Annotated in this window: 18 protein-coding genes and 1 pseudogene; 10 read left to right on the top strand and 9 right to left on the bottom strand. The window is 71.4% G+C overall.

The genetic code is table 11. From position 1 onward, the window contains the following. Positions 1–39: 39 nt before the first annotated feature. The 4 genes from ACFWR9_RS24095 (at position 40) to ACFWR9_RS24080 (ending at position 3,494) form a co-directional block, all read left to right on the top strand. Entirely contained in the window at positions 40–240 is a 201-nt protein-coding gene (locus ACFWR9_RS24095; protein ID WP_383845559.1) for a CopG family transcriptional regulator, read from the top strand. Continuing rightward, the gene (locus tag ACFWR9_RS24090) at positions 237–626 is read left to right on the top strand and encodes a type II toxin-antitoxin system death-on-curing family toxin (RefSeq protein ID WP_383845557.1); all 390 of its coding nucleotides are present in this window, start codon (positions 237–239) and stop codon (positions 624–626) included. Before ACFWR9_RS24095 ends, ACFWR9_RS24090 begins: the two co-directional genes overlap by 4 nt. A gap of 115 nt (positions 627–741) precedes the next feature. Then, positions 742–2,538: a DEAD/DEAH box helicase gene (locus tag ACFWR9_RS24085; RefSeq protein WP_383845555.1), complete on the top strand. Its 1,797-nt coding sequence runs from the start codon at positions 742–744 to the stop codon at positions 2,536–2,538. 296 nt (positions 2,539–2,834) lie between these two features. Then, positions 2,835–3,494, top strand: a complete 660-nt coding sequence (locus ACFWR9_RS24080) for an IclR family transcriptional regulator (RefSeq protein WP_383845553.1) — start codon at positions 2,835–2,837, stop codon at positions 3,492–3,494. A gap of 11 nt (positions 3,495–3,505) precedes the next feature. Here ACFWR9_RS24080 and ACFWR9_RS24075 read toward each other — a convergent pair whose 3' ends face one another. Together ACFWR9_RS24075 and ACFWR9_RS24070 are read right to left on the bottom strand one after the other, a co-directional pair. Next, positions 3,506–3,700 (bottom strand): DUF397 domain-containing protein, encoded by a 195-nt coding sequence (locus ACFWR9_RS24075; protein WP_383845551.1) that lies wholly within the window; start codon positions 3,698–3,700, stop codon positions 3,506–3,508. Beyond that, positions 3,697–4,557: a Scr1 family TA system antitoxin-like transcriptional regulator gene (locus ACFWR9_RS24070; protein ID WP_383845549.1), complete on the bottom strand. Its 861-nt coding sequence runs from the start codon at positions 4,555–4,557 to the stop codon at positions 3,697–3,699. The genes ACFWR9_RS24075 and ACFWR9_RS24070 overlap by 4 nt, the downstream gene beginning before the upstream one ends. 157 nt (positions 4,558–4,714) lie before the next feature. Between ACFWR9_RS24070 and ACFWR9_RS24065 the strand changes: the two genes are divergently transcribed. The 3 genes from ACFWR9_RS24065 to ACFWR9_RS24055 all read left to right on the top strand — a co-directional run bounded on the left by ACFWR9_RS24065 (position 4,715) and on the right by ACFWR9_RS24055 (position 6,426). Next, positions 4,715–5,185: an ATP-binding protein gene (locus ACFWR9_RS24065; RefSeq protein WP_383845548.1), complete on the top strand. Its 471-nt coding sequence runs from the start codon at positions 4,715–4,717 to the stop codon at positions 5,183–5,185. A 62-nt stretch (positions 5,186–5,247) separates the two neighbouring features. Continuing rightward, positions 5,248–5,574, top strand: a complete 327-nt coding sequence (locus ACFWR9_RS24060; RefSeq protein WP_383845546.1) for a hypothetical protein — start codon at positions 5,248–5,250, stop codon at positions 5,572–5,574. A gap of 72 nt (positions 5,575–5,646) precedes the next feature. Then, on the top strand, positions 5,647–6,426 hold the full coding sequence (locus ACFWR9_RS24055; protein WP_383845545.1) for a S16 family serine protease: 780 nt from the start codon (positions 5,647–5,649) through the stop codon (positions 6,424–6,426). Between the two features lie 12 nt (positions 6,427–6,438). Here ACFWR9_RS24055 and ACFWR9_RS24050 read toward each other — a convergent pair. The 5 genes and pseudogenes from ACFWR9_RS24050 to ACFWR9_RS24030 form a co-directional block, all read right to left on the bottom strand. Further along, positions 6,439–7,405: pseudogene (locus ACFWR9_RS24050) on the bottom strand (glycine betaine ABC transporter substrate-binding protein). A 20-nt stretch (positions 7,406–7,425) separates the two neighbouring features. Continuing rightward, complete coding sequence (locus tag ACFWR9_RS24045) at positions 7,426–8,310, bottom strand: ABC transporter permease (RefSeq protein WP_383845543.1); 885 nt, start codon at positions 8,308–8,310, stop codon at positions 7,426–7,428. Continuing rightward, positions 8,307–9,602, bottom strand: a complete 1,296-nt coding sequence (locus ACFWR9_RS24040) for a betaine/proline/choline family ABC transporter ATP-binding protein (RefSeq protein WP_383845541.1) — start codon at positions 9,600–9,602, stop codon at positions 8,307–8,309. The genes ACFWR9_RS24045 and ACFWR9_RS24040 overlap by 4 nt, the downstream gene beginning before the upstream one ends. Further along, positions 9,595–10,242, bottom strand: a complete 648-nt coding sequence (locus ACFWR9_RS24035) for an ABC transporter permease (protein ID WP_383845539.1) — start codon at positions 10,240–10,242, stop codon at positions 9,595–9,597. The genes ACFWR9_RS24040 and ACFWR9_RS24035 overlap by 8 nt, the downstream gene beginning before the upstream one ends. 29 nt (positions 10,243–10,271) lie before the next feature. Further along, positions 10,272–10,787 (bottom strand): Lrp/AsnC family transcriptional regulator, encoded by a 516-nt coding sequence (locus ACFWR9_RS24030; protein WP_383845538.1) that lies wholly within the window; start codon positions 10,785–10,787, stop codon positions 10,272–10,274. A gap of 114 nt (positions 10,788–10,901) precedes the next feature. On the opposite strand from ACFWR9_RS24030, the gene hppD reads away from it, so the two are divergent. Beyond that, positions 10,902–12,047: a 4-hydroxyphenylpyruvate dioxygenase gene (gene hppD, locus ACFWR9_RS24025; protein WP_125495259.1), complete on the top strand. Its 1,146-nt coding sequence runs from the start codon at positions 10,902–10,904 to the stop codon at positions 12,045–12,047. Positions 12,048–12,128: 81 nt separating this feature from the next. Here hppD and ACFWR9_RS24020 read toward each other — a convergent pair whose 3' ends face one another. Then, positions 12,129–13,529 (bottom strand): tetratricopeptide repeat protein, encoded by a 1,401-nt coding sequence (locus tag ACFWR9_RS24020; protein WP_383845535.1) that lies wholly within the window; start codon positions 13,527–13,529, stop codon positions 12,129–12,131. 91 nt (positions 13,530–13,620) lie between these two features. Between ACFWR9_RS24020 and ACFWR9_RS24015 the strand changes: the two genes are divergently transcribed. Further along, positions 13,621–15,081 carry an FAD-binding oxidoreductase gene (locus tag ACFWR9_RS24015; RefSeq protein ID WP_383845534.1) on the top strand — a complete coding sequence of 487 codons (1,461 nt, stop codon included), beginning with the start codon at positions 13,621–13,623 and terminating at the stop codon, positions 15,079–15,081. A gap of 13 nt (positions 15,082–15,094) precedes the next feature. On the opposite strand, the gene ACFWR9_RS24010 is transcribed toward ACFWR9_RS24015, so the two are convergent. Further along, positions 15,095–15,508 (bottom strand): SsgA family sporulation/cell division regulator, encoded by a 414-nt coding sequence (locus ACFWR9_RS24010; protein WP_383845532.1) that lies wholly within the window; start codon positions 15,506–15,508, stop codon positions 15,095–15,097. 258 nt (positions 15,509–15,766) lie between these two features. Here ACFWR9_RS24010 and ACFWR9_RS24005 point away from each other — a divergent pair, with 258 nt between their 5' ends. Next, the gene (locus ACFWR9_RS24005) at positions 15,767–17,245 is read left to right on the top strand and encodes an RDD family protein (RefSeq protein ID WP_383845530.1); all 1,479 of its coding nucleotides are present in this window, start codon (positions 15,767–15,769) and stop codon (positions 17,243–17,245) included. Positions 17,246–17,437: the final 192 nt, after the last annotated feature.

Here is a 17,437-nt window from a genome sequence, read left to right as displayed (position 1 = left end):
TGGTACCAGTCTGACCCCACTCGTTGGTACCGTTTTGGTATGGCCATGAACCTGCGTCTGCGCGACGACCAGACCGAAGCCCTCAAGCTGCGTGCCGAGGAGGAGGGCGTCAGCATGCACGCGATACTGCTCAGGGCCGTTGACGATTATCTGGGCCGGACGGCTCACGAAGCACTCGTGCGCAAGGCCGCCAAGGAGCAGACCGCGAAGTGGGCCGAACTGTTGGAGCGGCTCAAGTGACCTGCATCTATCTGACGGCCGAGGACGTTCTGGCCATCGCCGACCTCGCAGTCGACGACCAGGACGTCGTCGTCCGTGACGCGGGCCTGCTGGAGTCGGCCGTACATCGCCCGTCGGCGGCCATGTTCGGGCAGGAGGCGTACCCGGACCTGCTCGACAAGGCTGCGGCACTCCTGCAGTCACTCGCGATCAATCGACCCTTCGTCGACGGGAACAAACGGACGGCGTGGACCTCGTGCGTCGTCTTCCTGGCGATGAACGGTGTGCAACCGCGTCCGGACATCGATGCCGCCGAACGCCTGGTGATCGCGGTGGCCACCGGTGACGTGGACGAGGTCAAGACCATCTCCGAGGCGCTACGGGAGCTGTCCGAACCGTCGATGTGACGTCCGTCCCACCCGAGGGTGGCCTGCCCCGGTGCGCGCGTCGATCGTGCCGGGGCGCCGGTAGGGTGGCCCGGTTGTCATACGTGGCCGAGCCGTTCTACCCCCTTCGGAGACCGTGACTACCACCGCCAGCTCCAGCACCTCGCACCACCTGTCCCCGGCCTTCCCCGGCCGTGCCCCCTGGGGCACCGCCAGCAAGCTGCGGGCCTGGCAGGAGGGGGCGATGGAGAAGTACCTCCAGGAACAGCCCCGGGACTTCCTGGCGGTCGCCACCCCCGGCGCCGGAAAGACCACGTTCGCGCTGACGCTGGCGTCCTGGCTGCTGCACCATCACGTCGTGCAGCAGGTGACCGTGGTCGCGCCGACCGAGCACCTGAAGAAGCAGTGGGCGGAGGCCGCGGCCCGGATAGGCATCAAGCTCGACCCCGAGTACAGCGCCGGCCCGCTCAGCCGCGAGTACCACGGCATCGCCATCACGTACGCGGGCGTCGGCGTGCGCCCCATGCTGCACCGCAACCGCGTCGAGCAGCGCAAGACCCTCGTCATCCTCGACGAGATCCACCACGCCGGCGACTCCAAGTCCTGGGGCGAGGCCTGCCTGGAGGCGTTCGAACCGGCCACCCGGCGCCTCGCGCTCACCGGCACGCCCTTCCGGTCGGACACCAACCCGATCCCCTTCGTCCAGTACGAGGAGGGCGACGACGGCATCCGCCGCTCCGCCGCCGACTACACGTACGGGTACGGCTCCGCGCTCGCCGACGGCGTCGTGCGCCCCGTCATCTTCATGAGCTACAGCGGCAACATGCGCTGGCGCACGAAGGCGGGCGACGAGATCGCGGCGCGGCTCGGCGAGCCGATGACCAAGGACGCCGTCAGCCAGGCCTGGCGCACCGCGCTCGACCCGCGCGGCGAGTGGATGCCCGCCGTACTGCGCGCCGCCGACCAGCGGCTCACCGAGGTCCGCAAGGCCATCCCCGACGCCGGCGCCCTCGTCATCGCCGCCGACCAGGACGCCGCCCGCTCCTACGCCAAGCTGATCCGCGAGATCACCGGCGACAAGGCCACCGTCGTACTCTCCGACGACGTGGGCGCGTCCAAGAACATCGACACCTTCAGTCAGAGCACCGCCCGCTGGATGGTCGCCGTCCGCATGGTGTCCGAGGGCGTCGACGTGCCGCGCCTGGCGGTAGGCGTCTACGCCACCACGATCTCCACGCCCCTCTTCTTCGCCCAGGCAGTGGGCCGCTTCGTCCGCTCCAGGCGCCGCGGCGAGACCGCCTCCGTCTTCCTCCCCACCGTGCCCGACCTGCTCACTTTCGCGAACGAGATGGAGCGCGAGCGCGACCACGTCCTCGACAAGCCCAAGAAGGACGGCGAGGAGGACCCGTACGCCGAGTCCGAGAAGGAGATGGACGAGGCGAACCGGGAGCAGGACGAGGACACCGGCGAGCAGGAGCAGTTCTCCTTCGAGGCGCTGGAGTCCGAGGCCACCTTCGACCGGGTCATGTACAACGGCGCCGAGTTCGGCATGCAGGCCCACCCCGGGAGCGAGGAGGAGCAGGACTACCTCGGCATCCCGGGCCTGCTGGAGCCCGACCAGGTCCAACTCCTCCTCCAGAAGCGCCAGGCCCGCCAGATCGCGCACAGCCGCAAGAAGCCCGACGACGAGGCCGACCTGCTCGAACTGCCCGCCGAGCGGCGCCCGGTCGTCTCCCACAAGGAGCTGATGGAGCTGCGCAAGCAGCTCAACACCATGGTCGGCGCCTACGTCCACCAGAGCGGCAAGCCGCACGGCGTGATCCACACCGAACTGCGCCGCGTCTGCGGCGGCCCGCCCAGCGCCGAGGCCACCGGCGGACAGCTGCGCCAGCGCATCGCCAAGGTGCAGGAGTGGGCGACGCGCATGAAGTGACGCCGCCATCCCTCGGAGGCGTGTGCGGTACGTACCGGGACAAACACCGGCAGTGCATAACGGTTGCCGCCCGGATTCTGGACGGAGCCTTCCGCTGAGCGGACCTGGTCGTTACTGTCCCGCTACGCACACGCCCCGTGGCAGCGCCGCCGCGGAGCGCAGCCGTGAAGCGACGGGGCCCGGGTAAGAGGCCGGACCGTCAGCCGATCGGCGGCCTCTGAAGCGCGTCACTGACGGGACTCGGTGACGCATTGCCGCGATGGGGCCGCCGACCTCACCACTAAGGAGTGGGCGTCGTGACCGCGGAGACCTCTCAGACGCTCGACCGGGGACTGCGTGTCCTCAAGCTGCTGGCCGACACGGACCACGGGCTGACCGTCACCGAGCTGTCCCACAAACTGGGCGTGAACCGGACTGTCGTATACCGGTTGCTCGCCACGCTGGAACAGCACGCACTCGTACGCCGTGACCTGGGCGGCCGCGCCAGGGTCGGACTCGGAGTACTGGGCCTGGGCCGCCAGGTGCACCCCCTCGTCCGCGAGGCGGCCATGCCGGCCCTGCGCTCGCTGGCCGAGGACATCGGGGCGACGGCCCACCTGACCCTGGTGGACGGCGCGGAAGCCCTGGCCGTGGCCGTCGTCGAACCCACCTGGACCGACTACCACGTCGCCTACCGCGCCGGCTTCCGCCACCCCCTGGAACGCGGCGCCGCCGGCAAGGCCATCCTCTCCGCCCGCCAGCCGATGCAGCCGTCCGACGACACGGCGGACACCCCCGGCTACACCCTGACCCACGGCGAACTGGAGGCCGGCGCCTGCGGGGCGGCCGCGCCGCTGCTCGGGGTGACGGGCGTGGAGGGCAGCGTGGGCGTGGTCATGCTCTCCGACGTGGTCCCGGAACGAGTGGGCGAACGCGTGATGCACGCGGCCCGGGAGGTGGCGGAGGCGCTGCGGTGACGTGCCTTGCTTCAGCCGTGTGAGGCGTAGGCGACGAAGTCGCTCCAGACGGCGGGGGAGAGGGCGAGCTGGGGGCCGCGCGTTTGCTTGGAGTCCCGGACGCGGACCCCTGAAGCGCCAGTGGGCTCGATGGCCACCTCGATGCAGCTGTCCCCCTGCGAGCCGCTGTAACTGCTCTTGAACCAGGCCAGTTCGGACGTGCTCATAGCGCTCCTCGCATTCGCTTCAGCAGGCTCAGGGAGTCCGCCGGGGTGAGAGCCTGCGAGCGCAGTTTCGCATACCGCTGTTGGAGGATGCTGATCTCTTTCCGGGCCGTGATGAGACGGCCGTTCTCTTGTCCTTCCGAGTACCCGAACCACTCGTTCTCGGGCGTCTCCAGCAGTTGAAGCGGTCCGTCCATCCCCGCATGCGCCGGCTGCCGCAACGGCATCACCTGCACCTCCACGTTCCAATGCTGCTCCACCACGCCCATCACATGGTCGAGCAGCCTCTGTGTCACCTCCTCCCCGCCCGTCTCCCGTACCAGCACCGCCTCTTCCACGATGAAGGTGAACGCGGCCGGCGGCTTCCGAGCCACCGACAGCAACTCCTGCCGTGCCAACCGCGCGGCGATCCGCTGATCCAGTTCGTCTGTGTCCGGCACCGGCGGCACGTTCAGTGACACCGCCCGTGCGTACGCCTCCGTCTGCAACAGACCCGGCATCACGCGGCACTCGTACGTGTAGAGGCTGATCGCTGTCGCCTCCAGCTTCGCCCATTGCCGGAACCAGCTCGCGAGCCCCGGCTGCCGCGACAGATGCTGCACAGCCCCGCTGAGGATGCCGGCCGCGTCCAGCACGTCCTCGGCCCGCCGGACGTACTCAAGCGTGGGAAACCGCCGCCCCTGCTCGACCGACGCCACGGTCTGCACGGAGTACCGAACCCGCTCGGCCAACTCCTCCTGCGTCATTCCGGCCCGCCTCCGGAACCCCTTGACCACGGCCCCGAACGTCCTGAGGCTGTCGGACACGTCGGGCTCACCGCCCCCGCCGACCACGCCCGCATCCACCGCACCGTCCGCCATGGCGGCCACCTTCCGCACGTGATCCCCGCCGCACACTCCGAAGGCGCCCAGGCTTACAGCCCGTTACCACCACTGTCCACTCTTCGTACTCGTACGCTGACCGAGCGTACGAGTAGCCGACCTGGCGGACCGCCCGGCCGAACGTCACGGTGACCCCATGACGCCACTCCCGCCCCACCAACTCCCACTCACCGTACGTATGTTCACCCAGCGCTTCAGCTCCACCCCGCTCGGCGCCCGCCTCGCCCGGCACCTCGCGGCCACCCAGCTCCAGGCATGGGGCATCCCGTACAGGACCGCCCTGTCCGACACCGCCACACTGATCGTCGGGGAGCTGGCGGCCAACGCCGTGACCCACGGCCGCGTCCCGGGCCGGGACTTCGAACTGCGCCTCACCCACGCCCCGCACGTCCACCTCCACATCGAGGTCTCCGACACCCGAGCGGAACTCAGGCCACCCGCACGCGGGGAAGCGCCGCCCCCGAAGCTGCTGGACGACACCGGCCGAGGCCTGCTCCTGGTCGACGCCCTCGCCGACCGCTGGGAAGTCGTCGACCGCGTCGCACGGGGCGTCGCCCTGCCCGGCAAAACGGTCCGGGCCGAGTTGGACCTTCGGCCGCTCTGCTGATGCGGTCGGGCATACGGTTGTTGTTGATGTGCGTGCGCTGGCGGGGGTACTCAGGATGATTCATGGTCGACTGCCTGGACGACCTGTGTGAAGAGGTCACGGGCGGCAGTGGGACCGTGGGTGTGATTCAAGAGGCGGATCGGCTTCTGGATGCGGACTACTTCCCCCTCTTCGTGTCGGTTCTCTGCCAGGGTGCCGACCGGGCGAACTCGTCGGTCGACCTCGACGGATTCCCGCTGGATCGGCCCGCTATTTCGGAGCATTTCGTGTTCGAGTTCCGTGAATTCGACCCCGGCAGGGTGGCGCGGCTGGTGGAGCAGCCGGATCTGATCGTTTCCCAGGGGGACGGCTTCGTCGCGGCCTCTCTCGATCCTGCGGAATGGCATTGAGCAGCGTGCTCTCAAGGAGTCGCGGGCCTGCCCGCAGCCGGAGCGGCAGCGGCCTCGCGTTAGATTGACCCCGTGCCCTCTCGTCTCACGCGCCCCCAGTTCCTCACCGCCTGCGGCCTCCCTGTCGTGGCGCTGCTTGCCGTCGCCGTGTTCGCGCCGTTGCCGTTCTCCGTGGCGCAGCCGGGGCTGACGGCGGACGTGCTCGGGGAGAATCAGGGGGCCGAGGTGATCACGATCAAGGGGGCGCCGACGCACGAGGCGAGCGGGCAGTTGCGGATGACCACGATCGAGGCGACCGGGCCGGACGCGCGTGTCCGCCTCGGTGACGTGGTCGACAGTTGGTTCGACACCGACCGGGCCGTGATGCCGCGCGACGCCGTCTACCCGAGCGGCGACGACGTGAGCGAGATCGAGCAGTACAACCAGGAGCAGATGAAGGAGTCCCAGGACGCGGCGACCGCGGCCGCCCTGGACTACCTGCGCCTCGACGGCCAGGACATCGACGTCGATCTGCGCCTGGAGGACGTCGGCGGGCCCAGCGCCGGGCTGCTCTTCTCCCTCGGCATCGTCGACAAACTCGGCACCGGCGACCTCACCGGCGGCGAGGTCATCGCCGGTACCGGCACCATCACCACCGGCGGCAAGGTCGGTGCCGTGGGTGGCGTGCCGCTGAAGACGCAGGCCGCGCGGCGGGACGGGGCGACCGTCTTCCTCGTACCGAAGGCCGAGTGCTCGGACGCGCGGGCCGAGCTACCGAAGGGCCTGCGGCTGATCCCGGTCACCACCCTCAAGGGCGCCGTCGACTCCCTCACGGCCCTGGAGAGCGGCAAGGGCGGCGTGCCCAGCTGCTGAGTACCCGGGGATCTATCCCTCCACCACGAAGCCCTTTTCCTTCAGCCAGTCCAGCGCCACCTGGTGCGGATCCTCGCCGTCCACGTCGACCTTCGCGTTCAGGGTCTGCGCGACGTCGTTGGTCAGCGCCTTGGTGACCGGGTCGAGGACCGAGGCGATCGCGGGCCACGCCTTCAGGGTGGCGGTGCGGACCATGGGGGCCGCGTTGTAGTTCGGGAAGAACTTGCGGTCGTCCTCCATCACCACCAGGTTCATCGACTTGATCCGGCCGTCGGTGGTGAAGACCTCGCCGTAGGTGCAGGCGCCCTTCGCGGTCTGGGTGTAGATGATGCCGGTGTCCATCTGCGTGACGTTCCCGGCCGGAAGGGACATCCCGTACGCCTCCTCCAGCCCCGGCAGCCCGTCCGCGCGGTTGGCGAACTCGCCCTCCACGCACAGCGTCACCGCGCCCGGGTCCGACTTCGACAGCTGGGCGACCTCCGAGAGCGTCTTCGTCCTGTACTTCTTGTAGTTCGACTGGTTCATCGCCAGCGCGTACGTGTTGTTCATCGGCGCCGGCGGCAGCCACGTCAGCCCCTTCTTCGCGTCGGCGTCCTTCACCGCCTGCCACTGCTTCCGAGGGTCGGGAATCGGCTTGCTGTTGCCCAGGTACGTGATCCATGCGGTGCCCGTGTACTCGTACGTGGCGTCGGCGTCGCCGTTCTCCAGCCGCGCGGGTGCCGACGGAGCCCTGGATGCCGGTGCGGTCGAGCACCTCGGCACCGGCCGCCTCGAAGGCGATGCCCATGATCGCGCCGAGTACCAGTTGCTCGGTGAACTCCTTGGAGGTGACCGTGAGATCGGCGCCCTCCAGCGGCCGGCCCTGCCCGATGGAGCCGGGCCCCACGTCGTCGACCATGGGGGAGCCGCTGGTCAGGCCGCAGCCGGCGGAGGCCACCAGGACGGAGGCGGCCAGCAGAAGGTACGTACGCCTGCTCATGGCCACGGCTCCGGACCGTCTCATGTCCCCACCTCCAGGCCCCGCGGCCGCAGCAGCAGCTCCGCCAGTGAGGCCAGCCAGTCCACCAGCAGCGCGAGGGCCACGGTGAGGACCGATCCGAGCACCAGTACCGGCATCCGCTGGCTGGTGATCCCGGTGGTGATCAGCACGCCCAGGCCGCCGCCCCCGCCGAAGGTCGCCAGCGTCGCCGTACCGACGTTCAGGACGAGGGCCGTGCGCACGCCGGCCAGGATGAGGGGAACGGCCAGGGGGAGTTCCACCCGCGTGAGCACGCCCAGCGGGGACATGCCGATGCCGCGGGCCGCCTCCAGGAGCGTCGGGTCGTTCGCCTTCAGGCCGGCGATGGTGTTGGAGAGCACGGGGAGCACGGCGTAGATGATGATGCCGATCAGGGCGGCCCGGCGGCCGATGCCCAGCCAGATCACCAGCAGCGCGAGCAGGCCGATCGCGGGGGTCGCTTGGCCCATGTTGGCGAACGCCATCGCCACCGGCGTGGCCTTGCGGAACTTTCGGCGGGTCAGCAGGATGCCCAGCGGGATCGCGATGATCAGCACGAAGAAGGTGGAGATCACCGTGAGCTGCACGTGCTGCCACAGCGCTTTGTTGACCTGCCCGTTCGACAGCGCGTTCCGGCTGAGCGCGTCCAGGTCCGCCTGCCGGAACCACAGCCAGGTCGCCAGCAGTACGGCGATCAGGACCACCGGCAGGAAGGTCAGCTTCCGCCAGCCGACCCGGGACTGTGCCGCCGCCGGGGCCGGCCGCCTCGGCTCCTGCTCGGCCTCGTGCTCCGCCTCGTCCGCTTCGTCGTCCCGGAAGGCGACGCCCCTGACCTCGTGCTCACCCTCGGAACGCCGCCCGCCGGGGGTCCGGGAGGAACCGCTCATGCCCGGCCCCCGATCCCTCCGAAGCCCTCCTGCTCGGCATGGGTCTGCCCGCTCCGGGTCTCCTCCAGGTCGTGCTGGTGCTCCAGCGCGTCCAGCCGGTCGGCCTCCAGCAGCTCGTGCACGGAGTTCATCAGCGTCTCCATGTCGACGACGCCCGTGTACTCTCCGCGCCGCCCGGTCACCGCGACCCGCCCCGTGTTGTCGGTCAGCACCGCCTCCAGCGCGTCCCGCAGCGTCGCGTCCCGGGTCACCGTGTCGTGGACCAGCGTCCCGGCCCGCGCGAGTGAACCCCTGGCCCGCATCAGGTCGCCGCGCCGCAGCCACTTGTAGGGCCGGCCGCGCCGGTCGAGGAGCAGGATCTCGTTGGTGCCCGCGTCCCGGAGCCGGTCGAAGATGTGCTGGAGCGGGTCCTCCACGGTCACCGTCGGGTAGTCGGTGACCGCCACGTCCCGCACCCGGCTCAGGTTCAGCCGCTTCAGCGCCGCACCCGCGCCCACGAAACCCGAGACGAAGTCGTCCGCCGGGTTGGTGAGGATCGCCTCCGGGGTGTCGAACTGCGCGATGTGCGAGCGTTCGCGCAGTACGGCGATCCGGTCGCCCAGCTTGATCGCCTCGTCGAAGTCGTGGGTGACGAAGACGATCGTCTTGTGCAGCTCGTGCTGAAGCCGGATCAGCTCGTCCTGGAGGTGGTCCCGGGTGATCGGGTCGACCGCGCCGAACGGCTCGTCCATCAGCAGTACGGGCGGATCGGCCGCCAGCGCCCTGGCCACGCCCACTCGCTGCTGCTGGCCGCCGGACAGCTGGCGCGGATAGCGGTTGTGGAACTCCCCGGGGTCGAGACCGACCAGGTCCAGCATCTCCTCCACCCGCGACCTGATCCGCGTCTTCGACCAGCCGATCATCCTCGGCACGAGGGCGATGTTCTGGGCGACGGTCATGTGCGGGAAGAGGCCGGAGGCCTGGATCGCGTAGCCGACCTTGCGGCGCAGCTTGACCGGGTCGATGTCGGTGACGTCCTCGCCGTTGATGCGGATGCGTCCGCCGCTGGGCTCGATCAGCCGGTTGATCATCTTCAGGGTGGTGGACTTCCCGCAGCCCGAGGGGCCGACGAAGATGACCGTCTCGCCGGCCTTGATCTCCATCGACACGTTCTCGACGGCCGGCTGCGGGTTGCCGGGGTAGAGCTTGGTGAGGGACTCCAGCTCGATGGTGGCGCCGGTGGCGCCGGTGGCGGCCCGGGTGGTGGCTTCGCCCCCGTCGGCCGCGGCGGTGGTCCCGGTCGTCTCAGGCACGGATCCCCCTGGGAATGGTCAGGCGTCCGAGCAGGACGTACGCGGCGTCGAACAGAAGCGCCAGGATGATGATCCCGAGCGTGCCCGCGAGCACCTGGTTGAGCGCGTTCTTGCTGCCCAGCGAGGCGATGCCGCGGAAGATCTCGTTGCCGAGGCCGGGGCCGGAGGCGTAGGCGGCGATCGCGGCGATGCCCATCAGCATCTGGGTCGAGACCCGGATGCCGGTGAGGATCGGCGGCCAGGCCAGCGGCAGCTCCACCCGCAGCAGCCGGGCCGGGCGCGACATCCCGATGCCCTTGGCCGCGTCCACCAGCGCCGGGTCGACCCCGCGAAGGCCGACGATCGAGTTCCGCACGATCGGCAGCAGCCCGTACAGGGTCAGGGCCGTCACCGTCGGCGGCACGCCCAGACCCACGATCGGGATGAGCAGACCGATCATGGCCAGCGACGGGATGGTGAGGATGGTCGACGTGGACAGGGTCGCCAGGCTCCCCGCCCACTCGCTGCGGTAGGTGACCACGCCGATCAGCACCCCGAGCAGCGTCGCCACCACCATGCACTGGAAGACGGCGCTGGCGTGCTGATAGGCGTCCGCGAGCAACTGCTGGTGGCGGCTGCCCAGGAAGTCCCAGAAGTTCACGTCCGCTCACCTCCGGGATCGGGTCGGTCTCAGTCGCCTCTGCCGGTGTCCTCGGCCGCCTGCTCCACCAGCGGGATGATCCGCAGCGGGACGGGGTTCTCCATGACGATCGCCGTGGAGGCCCGGACGATGCCATCAAAACCGACGACCAGGTCGATCACACGCTGGAGATCGGCGTTCGAGCGGGCCACCAGCCGGCACAGCATGTCCCCGGTACCGGTGGTGGTGTGCAGCTCCAGCACCTCCGGCACGGTCGCCAAGTGCGCCCGTACGTCGGCCCCTTGACCCTGCCGGATCTGGAGCGTCGCGAACGCGGTGACCGGGTAGCCGAGGGCCGCCGGGTCCACCTCGGGACCGAAGCCGCGGATGACTCCGTTCGACTGAAGCCGGTCAAGGCGGGCCTGCGCGGTGCCCCGCGCGACCCCGAGCCGCCGGGACATCTCCAGCACCCCGATCCGCGGCTCCCGGGCCAGCAGCCCGATGATCCGCCCGTCCAGCCGATCGATCCCCGTACCCGCCATGGCCGCACCCTCCCGGCCGGTCATCCCGGCTAGTCATCCTGTACAGATCGCCCGCATAGACCGGCGTATCACTGGTCAGGTTGCCCACTGAAGATGCGAACTATTGCGCACCTTGCAGGCAGGGGAGAACCTGCGACCATGACGCAGACCACACACCACACTCCCGACACCGCCCGGCAGGCCGATCCCTTCCCGGTCAAGGGAATGGACGCGGTCGTCTTCGCCGTGGGCAACGCCAAGCAGGCCGCGCACTACTACTCCACCGCCTTCGGCATGAAGCTGGTCGCGTACTCCGGACCGGAGAACGGCAGCCGGGAGACCGCGAGCTACGTCCTGGAGAGCGGCTCCGCCCGCTTCGTGTTCACCTCGGTGATCAAGCCGTCCACCGAGTGGGGCACCTTCCTCACCCAGCACGTGGCCGAGCACGGCGACGGCGTCGTCGACCTCGCCATCGAGGTGCCGGACGCCCGCGCCGCCCACGCGTACGCCGTCGAGCACGGCGCCCGCTCGCTCGCCGAGCCCCACGAGGTCAAGGACGAGCACGGCACCGTCGTCCTCGCCGCGATCGCCACCTACGGCGAGACCCGCCACACGCTCGTCGAGCGCACCGGATACGACGGCCCCTACCTGCCCGGCTACGCCGCCGCCGACCCCATGGTCGAGCCGCCCGCCCGGCGTACCTTCCAGGCCGTCGACCACTGCGTCGGCAACGTCGAACTCGGCCGGATGAACGAGTGGGTCGGCTTCTACAACAAGGTCATGGGCTTCACGAACATGAAGGAGTTCGTGGGCGACGACATCGCCACCGAGTACAGCGCGCTGATGTCGAAGGTCGTGGCCGACGGCACCCTCAAGGTCAAGTTCCCGATCAACGAGCCCGCGATCGCCAAGAAGAAGTCCCAGATCGACGAGTACCTGGAGTTCTACGGCGGCGCGGGCGTCCAGCACATCGCGCTGAACACCAACGACATCGTGCAGACCGTCCGCTCCATGCGCGCGGCCGGCGTCCAGTTCCTGGACACGCCCGACTCGTACTACGACACGCTCGGCGAGTGGGCCGGCGAGACCCGGGTGCCCGTCGAGACCCTGCGGGAGCTGAAGATCCTCGTCGACCGGGACGAGGACGGCTACCTGCTGCAGATCTTCACCAAGCCGGTCCAGGACCGCCCGACCGTCTTCTTCGAGATGATCGAGCGGCACGGCTCCATGGGCTTCGGCAAGGGCAACTTCAAGGCCCTGTTCGAGGCGATCGAGCGCGAGCAGGAGAAGCGCGGCAACCTCTGACGACCGGGGCGACCGGGGCGACCGGGGCGAGCGGGGCGAGCGGGGCGAGCGGGGCGAGCGGGGCGAGCGGGGCGACCCGGGTCACTCCCCGGGCGGGCCCTCCTCCGAGGGCTCGCCCAGCTCCTTCAGCGCCCGCTCCGCCTCCGGCGCCCGCAGCGGCGAGAAGTGCGGGTTGATCATCAGCGCCTCCCGCAGATGCCGCCCCGCGGGCCCGTACCGCTCCAGCTCCTTCTCGATGACACCCCGGTGGAACACGTGCAGGGCGCTGCGCACCCCGCCGCCCTTCCCGCCGTCCGTCGCGATGTTCGCGAACTCCAGCGCCTCCTCGTGCTCACCACTTCGGTGCAGCGCCCAGCCCAGCGCGTCGGCGACCGCCGTCCCCGGCTGCCGCTCCCACTCGGCCCGCAGCCGCCGCACCGCCGCCGCCGGGTCCCCGTGGTCCGCCTCGAACCGCCCCAGCACCAGCTCCTCGTCGGCCCCGGCCGCCTCGGCGCCGCGCACCCGCGCGCGCAGCAGGTCGTACTGCACCCGCGCGGCCTGCCCGAGCCCCAGCGACTCGTACAGCTCGCCCAGCTCCAGGGCGTACTCGGGGCTCGGCCGCTTGGCCAGCGCCGCCTGGTACGCGGTCAGCGCGTCCGTCGTCCTGCCCAGCGCCGCCATCGCCCGGCCCTGCCCGGCCTGCGCGGCCCGCTGGTCGGGGTCGGTGCGCAGCGCCTCCTGGAAGAACCGCAGCGCCCCCTGAAGGTCCCCGCGTTCGAACGCCAGCCGCCCGGCCTGCTCCAGATACGCGGCCCGCTCGGCCGGCGCCCGGGCCGCGGCCGCCGCGTCGGAGATCTGCGCCGCCGCGTCCTCCCGCCAGCCCCGGTCCCGGTACACGGCCGCGGCCCGCGCCTTCACGGCCGGTGTGCCCGCACGCAGCTCCAGCATCTTGTCCAGGGCCCGGCCGACGCCCTTGTGGTCGCCGACCCCGGTGTACGCGTCGATCAACACCGCGTGCGCCGTCCACCGCTTCGGCGCCGCCTTGGCCGCGCGCTCGCCCCACTTCTTCGCCGCGGGGAAGTCCCGGCGCGCGACCGCCAGCGCCGCCAGCCCCTCCAGGGCCTGCGGATTGCGCTCCGCCCCGACCTTCAGCGAGGTGTTCAGCGCCTTCTCGGCCTTCGCCCAGTTCGCGGTGTCCGCCGTCCGGCGGCCCTGCTCGACGTAGGCCGTCCCCAGCACCGCCCACGACACCCCGTCCAGCGGATTCGCCCGCAGGTGCGACTCCCGGTCGCCGATCAGCACCGCCAGGTCCCCCAGCGCGGCCGGCACGCCCGTGGTGACGGCCCCGCGCGCCAGCGCCGCCGGCCCCGGCGCGGGCGGGGGAGCATCACCCCCGCCCCAGGGCAGCAGCACCAGGACCCCGCCGAGTACGACGGCGCCGGCGACGGAGGCGATCAGCACCCGGCGCGTGCGGCGGGAACGCCACCCGTGTTCGATCTCCATGGCGCCCACTGTGCGCCCATATGACGAGCCCACCCGGGCTGGCGCCGGGGCCGTCCACGGGGTTCACACCGATGGCCCCGGGTGCAACCCTGTGATCATGAGCCGTATCGAAGCGCCTCGCGACGAAGCCGGCGGAGCAGACGGAGCTGACGGAGCTGACGCAGCTGACGCAGCCCCGGCGGTCAGCAGCTCTCTCGTCGAGAGTCTGCTCGCCGGGCTGTCCGCCGAGGCCGTCCTCACCGACCCCGACGTCACGGCCTCCTACGCCAACGACATGGCGAGCTTCTGCCCGTCCGGCGTCCCCGCGGTGGTCGTCCTGCCGCGCACCGTCGAGGACGTCCAGCACGTCATGCGCACCGCCACCGAGCTGCGCGTCCCGGTCGTCCCGCAGGGCGCCCGCACCGGTCTGTCCGGCGCGGCCAACGCCACCGACGGCTGCGTCGTGCTCTCCCTGACCAGGATGGACCGCATCCTGGAGATCAACCCGGTCGACCGCGTCGCCGTCGTCGAGCCGGGCGTCGTCAACGCGACGCTCTCCCGCGCGGTGAACGAGCACGGGCTCTACTACCCGCCGGACCCCTCCAGCTGGGAGATGTGCACCATCGGCGGCAACATCGGCACCGCCTCCGGCGGCCTGTGCTGCGTCAAGTACGGGGTGACCGCCGAGTACGTCCTCGGCCTGGACGTCGTCCTCGCCGACGGCCGCCTGATGTCCACCGGGCGCCGCACCGCCAAGGGCGTCGCCGGATACGACCTCACCCGCCTGTTCGTCGGCTCCGAGGGCTCCCTCGGCATCGTCGTACGCGCCGTCCTCGCGCTGCGCCCCGAGCCGCCCGAGCAGCTGGTGCTGGCCGCCGAGTTCGCCTCCGCGTCCGCCGCCTGCGACGCGGTCTGCCGGATCATGGAGGGAGGACACGTGCCGTCCCTCCTCGAACTGATGGACCGTACGACCGTCAAGGCGGTCAACGACCTCGCCCACATGGGGCTGCCGGAGACCACCGAGGCCCTGCTCCTGGCCGCCTTCGACACCAACGACCCGGCCGCCGACCTCGCCGCCGTCGGCGCGCTGTGCGAGGCCGCCGGTGCCACCCAGGTGGTGCCCGCCGACGACGCGGCCGAGTCCGAACTCCTCCTCCAGGCGCGGCGCCTGTCCCTCACGGCGCTGGAGGCGGTCAAGGGCACCACGATGATCGACGACGTGTGCGTGCCGCGCTCCCGGCTCGGCGACATGCTGGAGGGCATCGAGCGCGTCGCCGCGAAGTACGACCTCACCATCGGCGTCTGCTGCCACGCGGGCGACGGCAACACCCACCCCACCGTCTGCTTCGACGCGCGGGACCCCGACGAGTCACGGCGGGCCCGCGAGTCCTTCGACGAGATCATGGCCCTCGGCCTGGAACTGGGCGGCACCATCACCGGCGAGCACGGAGTGGGCGTCCTGAAGAAGGAGTGGCTGGCCCGCGAGATCGGCCCGGTGGGGCTGGAGATGCAGCGGGCCGTCAAGAACGTCTTCGACCCGCTGGGCATCCTCAACCCCGGCAAGCTCTTCTGACCCGCGGCGGGCCTCACCGGGCGAGCAGCTCGGCCAGCCCGTCGTCGATGCCGAGCTGCCCGCCCTCGGTGCCCGGCGGCACGGCGCGCAGCGTCCGCTCCAGCCAGGCCGACACCTGGGGGGTGGGCGCCTCCAGGAGGGCGTCCCCGTCGGGGCTGCTCAGCGCCATCAGTACGACGCTGCGGCCCTCCGCCTTCGACGGCCACACCCGCACGTCCCCGTGCCCGAACGGCCGGAAGACCCCCTCCACCAGCAGATCGCGCGCGAACGTCCAGTGCACCGGGTGGCCCGAGTCGATGTGGAAGGTGATGTGCACGGCGTAGGGGTCGTCCGTGTGGTAGCCGAGCAGGGCCGGCACGGCGATGCCGCGCTCGGGGGACAGGATGAGCCTCAGCTCCAGTTCGCGTTCCACGACGGTGGGGTGCATGGCGGGTTGTTCCTCTCTCGTACGGATCCGCACGGGCCGCCCGGAGCGGGCCCGCACGAGTGAGAGCGGCCGGAGCCGCGAGCGTTACGCGGGTTCGCGGAACTTTTTTCCCACCACCTCTGTCCCAGGTGTGAAGGTCCATGCACGAGGTTGCCCGGAAAGGGGCGGGTCCGGCGGGACCGGCGGTGCGGATTGCGCCCGTCTGATAGATGTTTGGTGCCCCTCTATCAACCCCCGAGCAGATACGGGACGACGGACATGAGCGCCCCAACCCCGGCCCCCGGCGACGACAGGCCCCGTGAAGGGTATTACCCGGACCCCTCCATTCCCGGATATGTCCGGTACTGGAACGGCGCCTCCTGGGTGTCGGGCACCAGCCGGCCCGCCCCCAAGGACGGCGAGTCGCTCGCGCCGCCGCCCGGCGCGCCGGCCTCCGTCGAGGAGACCGGCCCGCACTTCTTCGACGAGGACCCGGTCGCGGAACAGCCGCCCGCGGCGTCCCAGCACGGCAGCCGTCCCGAACCCGCGACGGCCTGGGGCGCCGACCGCGCCCACCGCTCCGGCCACCCGGACGCCCCGGGCCGGCCCGTCGCCTGGCCGGGCCCGGCCCAGGGCACGGACCCGAGGATCCCGCACGCCCGGCAGGAGGGGCCGTCCGGTGACGCCGCCCCCGCCGACGCGGGCTCCGGCGCGGGTGGCGGCGGTGCCGGTGCCGCGCGGGCGGACGTCCCGGCGGAGGCCGCGTCCGGCGAGGCGGAGGGCCGGGGCGGCAACACCTTCGTCTTCCGCCGCCCGACGGCGGGCCCGCAGGGCGCCCCGGCCACGGGCGGCATCCCCGCCCCTGCGCCCGCCCCCGCTCCCGCGCCCGCGCCTTCCGCCGATGACGACCAGGGCACCATGACCTTCCGCGCCGTCAAGCCGCGCGGAGGCGCGCAGCCCGGCGGTGCCGCCGCTCCGGGCGGGCCCGGATTCGGCGCCGGGAAGGCGGCCGCCGCCCGGGCGGGCGCGCCGGCTCCGTCCCCGCAGGCTCCCCCGGGCCCGGCCGGTCCGGCCGTTCCCCACCAGGCGCCCGTTCCCCACCAGGCTGCCGCGCCGCAGCCCGCCGCGCCGGTCGCGGCCGGTCCCGGCGGCGGTCAGTCCTCATGGGCGCAGCAGGTGCACCGGCTGGCCGGCGAGGGCGGCGAGGAGCAGCCCGTCGCGCCGTGGAAGCCGCCGGTCGAGGACGTGTTCCAGGCCGCCGCGCGGCGCCAGTCGGAGGCCCGGCCCGCCGGGCTCGGCAAGCGGCTGGCCGCCCGGCTGATCGACACCGTCGTCCTCGCAGGGGTCACCGGGGTTGCCGCCGTACCGCTCGGCACCAGGGCGATCGACCACGTCAACGACAAGATCGACCAGGCGAAGCTCTCCGGTGAGACGGTCACGGTCTGGCTGCTCGACGGCACGACGTCCCTGTACCTGGGCATCGTCCTGGCCGTGCTGCTCGTCTTCGGCGTCGTCTACGAGGCGCTGCCCACCGCCAAGTGCGGCCGCACCCTGGGCAAGCGGCTGCTCGGCCTGGAGGTACGGGACATCGAGGCCCACGAGTCCCCGTCCTTCGGCGCCGCGCTGCGCCGCTGGCTGGTCTACAGCGTCCCCGGCCTCCTGGTCGTCGGCGTGGTCGGCGTCGCCTGGTGCCTGTTCGACCGCCCGTGGCGCCAGTGCTGGCACGACAAGGCGGCCGGCACGTTTGTCGCGGGCTGACTGGGCGGGGTCGGGGGCTTGGGTCTCGCGGTCGGCTGCGGGTGCGTGGGGGCTGGTCGCGCAGTTCCCCGCGCCCCTTGAGGTACGTGCACTGGACGCGCCCCAAAGGGGGCGGGGCGGTAACGTATAATCCGCGCCGCCGCCGGGGCGCCAGCCACCCCCAATCCCCCCCACCCCCCGCACAACCCCAGG

The sequence above is a fragment of the Streptomyces sp. NPDC058534 genome (genome assembly GCF_042717365.1).
GTDB lineage: Bacteria > Actinomycetota > Actinomycetes > Streptomycetales > Streptomycetaceae > Streptomyces.
This window is presented reverse-complemented; position numbering and strand designations above follow the sequence as displayed.

Coding starts and splice junctions, on each gene's coding strand:
- ACFWR9_RS24095 (WP_383845559.1), top strand. CDS start 40: ATGGCCATGAACCTGCGTCTGCGCGACGACCAGACCGAAGCCCTCAAG.
- ACFWR9_RS24075 (WP_383845551.1), bottom strand. CDS start 3,700: ATGAGCACGTCCGAACTGGCCTGGTTCAAGAGCAGTTACAGCGGCTCG.
- ACFWR9_RS24070 (WP_383845549.1), bottom strand. CDS start 4,557: ATGGCGGACGGTGCGGTGGATGCGGGCGTGGTCGGCGGGGGCGGTGAG.
- ACFWR9_RS24065 (WP_383845548.1), top strand. CDS start 4,715: ATGACGCCACTCCCGCCCCACCAACTCCCACTCACCGTACGTATGTTC.
- ACFWR9_RS24060 (WP_383845546.1), top strand. CDS start 5,248: ATGGTCGACTGCCTGGACGACCTGTGTGAAGAGGTCACGGGCGGCAGT.
- ACFWR9_RS24045 (WP_383845543.1), bottom strand. CDS start 8,310: ATGAGCGGTTCCTCCCGGACCCCCGGCGGGCGGCGTTCCGAGGGTGAG.
- ACFWR9_RS24030 (WP_383845538.1), bottom strand. CDS start 10,787: ATGACCGGCCGGGAGGGTGCGGCCATGGCGGGTACGGGGATCGATCGG.
- hppD (WP_125495259.1), top strand. CDS start 10,902: ATGACGCAGACCACACACCACACTCCCGACACCGCCCGGCAGGCCGAT.
- ACFWR9_RS24020 (WP_383845535.1), bottom strand. CDS start 13,529: ATGGAGATCGAACACGGGTGGCGTTCCCGCCGCACGCGCCGGGTGCTG.
- ACFWR9_RS24010 (WP_383845532.1), bottom strand. CDS start 15,508: ATGCACCCCACCGTCGTGGAACGCGAACTGGAGCTGAGGCTCATCCTG.
- ACFWR9_RS24005 (WP_383845530.1), top strand. CDS start 15,767: ATGAGCGCCCCAACCCCGGCCCCCGGCGACGACAGGCCCCGTGAAGGG.